Annotated in this window: 5 protein-coding genes; 3 read left to right on the top strand and 2 right to left on the bottom strand. The window is 59.9% G+C overall.

Annotation, left to right across the window (positions count from 1 at the left end):
• Positions 1–250: 250 nt before the first annotated feature.
• Both HMPREF9081_RS02260 and HMPREF9081_RS02255 read left to right on the top strand, forming a co-directional pair.
• The gene (locus tag HMPREF9081_RS02260) at positions 251–1579 is read left to right on the top strand and encodes an NCS2 family permease (protein WP_006305314.1); all 1329 of its coding nucleotides are present in this window, start codon (positions 251–253) and stop codon (positions 1577–1579) included.
• Between the two features lie 9 nt (positions 1580–1588).
• Positions 1589–3316 carry an adenine deaminase C-terminal domain-containing protein gene (locus tag HMPREF9081_RS02255; RefSeq protein ID WP_006305313.1) on the top strand — a complete coding sequence of 576 codons (1728 nt, stop codon included), beginning with the start codon at positions 1589–1591 and terminating at the stop codon, positions 3314–3316.
• Positions 3317–3403: 87 nt separating this feature from the next.
• On the opposite strand, the gene HMPREF9081_RS02250 is transcribed toward HMPREF9081_RS02255, so the two are convergent.
• Positions 3404–4009: a hypothetical protein gene (locus tag HMPREF9081_RS02250; RefSeq protein ID WP_006305312.1), complete on the bottom strand. Its 606-nt coding sequence runs from the start codon at positions 4007–4009 to the stop codon at positions 3404–3406.
• Between the two features lie 152 nt (positions 4010–4161).
• Here HMPREF9081_RS02250 and HMPREF9081_RS02245 point away from each other — a divergent pair, with 152 nt between their 5' ends.
• A complete protein-coding gene (locus tag HMPREF9081_RS02245) occupies positions 4162–4677 on the top strand; it encodes a cysteine hydrolase family protein (RefSeq protein WP_006305311.1) in 516 nt (171 codons plus the stop codon).
• Positions 4678–4712: 35 nt separating this feature from the next.
• Here the strand turns inward: HMPREF9081_RS02245 and HMPREF9081_RS14330 are convergent, their stop codons facing one another.
• Entirely contained in the window at positions 4713–4847 is a 135-nt protein-coding gene (locus HMPREF9081_RS14330; protein ID WP_071778185.1) for a secretion protein HlyD, read from the bottom strand.
• Positions 4848–4869 lie beyond the last annotated feature (22 nt).

The raw sequence follows: 4869 nt of genomic DNA, 5'->3' as shown, positions 1-4869 counted from the left end.
CTCGTTGCGCTCGCCACTTCCCCCGCTCTGGCGGGGGAAGCTAAGATGCCATAATTCTAGCCTTCCCCGTTTGACGGGGAAGGGGGACCGCGAAGCGGTGGAAGGGGTCCGCTGACAAATGACAAGGGCTGTTGCACGAAGTTTTTTAGCTTCGTGCAACAGCCCTTTTTTATTTGGAAAAATTTGACAATGAGGCTATAATAGAAATGTACGTGAGTTATTTTATGATTGTCTTTGGGAGGCGTGTCCAATGAATTCATTCCTAGAGGAGCGGTTTGAACGGCAGTTTCGGCTGCAGGAGCATCACTCCTCCGTCAGTACGGAGATCCTCGCGGGTCTGACGACGTTCGCGACGATGGGCTACGTGCTCGCCGTTGTGCCGCACATGATGGGGGAGGCGGGGGTTCCGCAGGGGGCGATGCTCACGGGCATGGTACTCATGATCTTTCTCACGTCGATGGCGATGGGGCTCTACACGAACCGCCCGTTTGCCCTCGCGCCCGGCATGGGCAGCGTTGCGATCTTCTCGATCACGATGGTACAGCTCCAAAATGTGCCGATCGGTGTCGCGAGCGCCATTGTCTTTCTGAGCGGTGTGCTGTTCATCATCGTTACAGTGCTCGGAATTCGTAAACTCATTGTCATGACAATTCCGCGCAGCATCAAGATTTCGATCAGCGCGGGCGTGGGCATCTTCCTCGCCGTGATCGGCATGCGCAATGCAAAGCTGCTCGCAGTCAACGCGAAAAAGGTCGCGCTCTCATTCGGCGACCTCACGCAGCCTGTCGTCATCCTCGCGGCGATCACCTTCGTCATCCTCCTCGTGCTCACGGCGCGCAGGGTTCGCGGTGCCGCGCTCATCAGCATCCTCGCGGGGACGGTCATCGGCATCCCGATGGGGCTCACGCAGATCCCGGAGAGCATCGTTCGCATGCCGGACAGCATTGCGCCGATTTTCTTCAACTTTGATCTTATGGGTGCGCTCGATCTTCAATACCTGCCGTTCCTCTTCGCGTTCTTCCTGCCGGACTTTTTCTCGAGCTTCGGTACGGCGATCGGCATCGGCGGCAAGGCGGGCTTCCTCGACGAGAACGGCGATCTGCCGGGACTCGACAAGGTCTTTCACGTTGACTCGATCGCTGCGACGGTGGGCTCCTTCTTTACGATTCCCGTGCTCATCACCTATCTTGAGTCCGGTGCGGGCGTTGAGGCGGGTGGCCGAACGGGTCTGACGGCGTGCACGACGGCGGCCGCGTTCCTTCTCATTCTCGCGGTGACGCCGCTCGCGCTCATGATCCCGGCGGCGGCGACTGCGCCCGTCCTGATCTACGTCGGCGTCAGCATGATGGCGGGGATGCGGAATCTCGACTACACGGACATCGCCGAGTACATCCCCGCGTTCCTCTGCATCGCCTTTACCGCGTACACGTTCAACATCGCAAACGGCATCTCCGTCGCCTTCATCGCGTTCGTCCTTATGAAGATCGCGGCGGGGCGCATGAATGAGCTGCACAAGGGGCACTATATGCTCGCCCTCCTGCTCGCGTACTACTTCTACGCCATTGCGGGCGTAAAATAGGAGAGCGCTATGCACATCGACGTATTGCTGACGAATGGGCAGATCTACAACAGTTATCTCAAAAAATTCATCACGGGCAACCTCGCCGTCTGCGGCGATCGCTTCGCCTATGTCGGCATGGACGAACTGCCGCTCACACCGCAGCGCACGGTGGATCTCGCAGGGCAGTATGTCATCCCCGGGCTGATCGACTGTCATATGCACATTGAGAGTACGATGTGTGCGCCGCGTACATTTATGAAAGGCGCTGCGCGGAATGGTGTGACGACGCTCATCGCGGAGCCGCATGAGATCGCAAACGTGTTTGGTCTCGCGGGCATCCGCGCGCTGATGCAGAGTGCGCAGGACGGCCCCTGCGACGTTCGGATTGCGATTCCCTCGTCCGTGCCGTCGACGAATGACACGCTTGAGACGGCGGGCGCCGCGATCGAGAACGATGACGTCGAGGCGCTCATGCACATGGAGCAGGTCATCTGCCTCGGCGAGGTGATGAACTGCCGTGAGGTCATCGCGGACGCGCACGCCAAGACGAATCGTCTGATCCGGCAGATTCAGCACGGTCGTCCGGATTTCTCGATCGAGGGGCACTGTCCGCGCTTCGTCGGATGGGAGCTGGCGCAGCTTCTCTATCGCGGCATTCGCTCCGATCACACGGATCAGTCGCTGGAGGGACTCGCGCAGCGCGCGGCGAACGGCATGTTCATCCAGCTGCAGGAAAAGACGCTGAAGAAGGAATTCCTCGACTACCTCATGGCGCACAATCTGTCGGGGCGTTTCGCCCTCGTCACGGATGATACGATGCCGGACGCGTTCATGCAGTACGGTCAGCTCAACCACCTCGTCCGGCGCAGCATGGAGCTGGGACTTTCGCCCGAGGAGGCGATCTATGCCGCGACATATGCACCTGCGCAGCATATGGGGCTGCGGGACAAAGGGGCGATTGCTCCCGGCCGCATCGCCGACTTTGTCGTGCTCTCGGATCTGCGCGCGATTGCGATCGAGAGCGTCTGGCGCGCGGGGCGGCAGGTCTTTGCGCGCGGCAGCGTATGGGAGGAACCGGAGCGCGACACATCGTTCCCCGCGCATTTCTACCACAGCGTACATCTCGGACCGCGCTCGCCGGAGGACTTTGTTCTGCGTGCGCCGATCGCGGAGGGGACGGTGCTCTGCCGCATCCTCGAGGTGCAGGAGCATACGACCTTTGTCGCGGAGGGGCAGGCGGAGCTGCCCGTGCACGGCGGTGTGATCGACTGGGAGAGCAGCCCCTACAACCTCGCCTGCGTCTTTGAGCGCCACGGGAAAAACGGCGGCTGCGGCATGGCACTCATCGGCGGGTCGGCGCTCACGCGCGGCGCGGCGGCGACCACGTACGCACACGACAGTCACAATTTGCTCGTCCTCGGGCAGGCGGCGGCGGATATGCAGGCGGCGGCGAACGCCGTCATCGAGGCACAGGGTGGCTTTGCTGCGGCAGCGGACGGCCGCGTGCAGGCATTTGCCCCGCTCCCGATCGCGGGCATCCTCTCCGACCGTCCCCTCCCCGTCCTCGGAGAGCAGATCGGACGCGTCCGCACCGTTCTCGCGGACTGCGGCTATCGCCACGACAACGTCATCATGTCGCTCAGCACCCTCTCCCTGCCCGTCAGCCCGTATTTCAAGCTGACCGATAAGGGCATCGTCGACGTGAAAAAAGGCGCCGCAGCGCCTTTGATTTTGGAGATGTATCCGTCTTGTTGATGCACTCCATATAGTGTTTCTGTTTGGGAATCGCCCTGTTTCGGCTGCATGCGTCTGTCGTTTGCTCGTGCAGCCTTTTTGCGGGGATCAGAACATCTCATCGATCGCAATATGGCTGTATGCGACCTCTGCGCGCAGACCGGGCAGCAGCTCGAAGAAGGTATGAATGGCGGCCGTGTGCTCCTCCGACACGATGCGGGCGTCGTAGTGGTCCGCGTCGATTGTACCCCGCGCCGAGGAGATGTAGTTGTCTGCCATGATCTGACCATCGACCACATCATAGGAATAGTAGACCGGCAGATAGTGATCTACGCCCTCCCATACACCGAGCGTATCATCCTCGGTGCCGCGCGTGTCTTGGAAGAAACAGCCCGCGAAGATGGCGGGGGAATGGTTTCCGTATTCGTCCCCGTACATCCCCGTATCGTAGAGGTCTACGGTCAGCGGCGCGCCAAAGACCGCGTCGCCAACGCTGCAGATGAGCCAATTCTCCCCGCTGTCCGTGTTTTGCGTGAGGGAGAGCCCTGCCCCCGATGGATCGGCACACGTCTCGTGCACGACGAAGGGGAGCCCGCGTGACACCAGCAGCTGTTCGGCCTGCTCCGTTGGCAGCATGGCGTTTGCTGCGGAGGCGAACGGCAGGATGAGCAGGAAGGCGCCTGCGAGGGCGCAGAAAATTTTGCGGCAGAGCATGATGATCTCCTTTCTGTAGTGCTCGATTAAACAATCTGTTTATAAGTTCGATATAAAGACGAAATACTCCTGCATATTCGGAAATGAATCCACACCTGCGGACAGATATGGTATAATGAAGCGAATGCAGCGGAGATAGAGGAGGACACGTCATGAAAAAGGCAATCGTCGTTGTCGATATGCAGAACGACTTCGTAGACGGCGCACTCGGGACGCCAGAGGCGCAGGAGATGCTGCCGCGTCTGGCAGCAAAGCTCGAAAAAGAACAGGCGGCGGGCACGGCGCTCATCTTCACCATGGATACGCATGGCGCGGATTATCTTCAGACGCAAGAGGGGCGAAAACTCCCCGTAGAGCACTGCATCCGCGGCACGGCGGGCTGGGAGATCGCGGATGCGCTGCAGCCCTTTGTGCGCACTGCTGTCGCCGTTATCGAAAAGCCGACATTCGGCGCGACCGCCCTCCCCGCCGCCCTCGCGGACTATGACGAAATCGAGTTCGTCGGACTCTGCACCGACATCTGCGTCATCTCCAACGCCCTCCTCGCAAAGGCGTTCTACCCCGAGAAACATATCTGTGTCGATGCTGCCTGCTGCGCGGGCGTGACACCGGAGAGCCACGCGAACGCCCTCGCCGCGATGCGGATGTGTCAGGTCGAGGTGCAGTGAGAGGTGCACTTGGCATTGTTGGGGGGAATGTGTCTTTAGGGAAGCACTGATAAATTCAGCACCGCCATCTTAGCGCATCTTTTTTGCCCGCTTTTCGTTCGCAAATCCTCCACATAGCTTTGGCTATGCGTCTGGTTTGCTGGCTCAATCGGACAAAAAATCTGCGCCAATCGGAAGGTCTATTTTATCAGC

It is taken from the genome of Centipeda periodontii DSM 2778, from assembly GCF_000213975.1.
Taxonomy (GTDB): Bacteria; Bacillota; Negativicutes; order Selenomonadales; family Selenomonadaceae; genus Centipeda; species Centipeda periodontii.
This window is presented reverse-complemented; position numbering and strand designations above follow the sequence as displayed.

Excerpts from the sequence above, each read along its gene's own strand:
- HMPREF9081_RS02255 (WP_006305313.1), top strand. The coding sequence starts at position 1,589 with ATGCACATCGACGTATTGCTGACGAATGGGCAGATCTACAACAGTTAT.
- HMPREF9081_RS02260 (WP_006305314.1), top strand. The coding sequence starts at position 251 with ATGAATTCATTCCTAGAGGAGCGGTTTGAACGGCAGTTTCGGCTGCAG.
- HMPREF9081_RS02245 (WP_006305311.1), top strand. The coding sequence starts at position 4,162 with ATGAAAAAGGCAATCGTCGTTGTCGATATGCAGAACGACTTCGTAGAC.
- HMPREF9081_RS02250 (WP_006305312.1), bottom strand. The coding sequence starts at position 4,009 with ATGCTCTGCCGCAAAATTTTCTGCGCCCTCGCAGGCGCCTTCCTGCTC.